The organism is Pseudomonas sp. HMSC067G02, assembly GCF_001813485.1.
Lineage (GTDB): Bacteria > Pseudomonadota > Gammaproteobacteria > Pseudomonadales > Pseudomonadaceae > Pseudomonas > Pseudomonas aeruginosa.
Window position 1 is genome coordinate 1 of the sequence record NZ_KV812709.1, and the last position, 650, is coordinate 650.

The following is a 650-nucleotide window of genomic DNA, read 5'->3' on the forward strand; positions in this document are numbered from 1 at the left end:
GCTGAACCGCCGGGCCAACCGCCTGGCGCATGCCCTGATCGAGCGCGGGGTCGGTGCGGACCGCCTGGTGGGCGTGGCCATGGAGCGCTCCATCGAGATGGTCGTGGCCCTGATGGCGATCCTCAAGGCCGGCGGCGCCTACGTGCCGGTGGACCCGGAGTATCCCGAGGAGCGCCAGGCCTACATGCTGGAGGACAGCGGCGTGCAGCTGCTGCTCAGCCAGTCGCACCTGAAGCTGCCGCTGGCGCAAGGCGTGCAGCGGATCGACCTGGATCGCGGTGCGCCCTGGTTCGAGGATTACAGTGAGGCGAACCCGGATATTCATCTCGATGGCGAGAACCTCGCCTATGTCATCTACACCTCCGGTTCCACCGGCAAGCCCAAGGGCGCCGGCAACCGCCATTCGGCGCTGAGCAACCGCTTGTGCTGGATGCAGCAGGCCTATGGGCTGGGCGTCGGCGATACGGTGTTGCAGAAGACCCCGTTCAGCTTCGACGTGTCGGTCTGGGAGTTCTTCTGGCCGCTGATGAGCGGAGCACGTTTGGTGGTGGCCGCGCCGGGCGACCATCGCGATCCGGCGAAGCTGGTGGCGCTGATCAACCGCGAAGGGGTCGATACGCTGCACTTCGTGCCGTCGATGCTGCAGGCCT

General features: G+C 66.8%; 1 protein-coding gene. It reads left to right on the plus strand.

Annotation, left to right across the window (positions count from 1 at the left end):
- Positions 1-650 (plus strand): AMP-binding protein (locus HMPREF2914_RS24515; protein ID WP_139148224.1); only part of this gene is annotated, 650 nt, incomplete at both ends.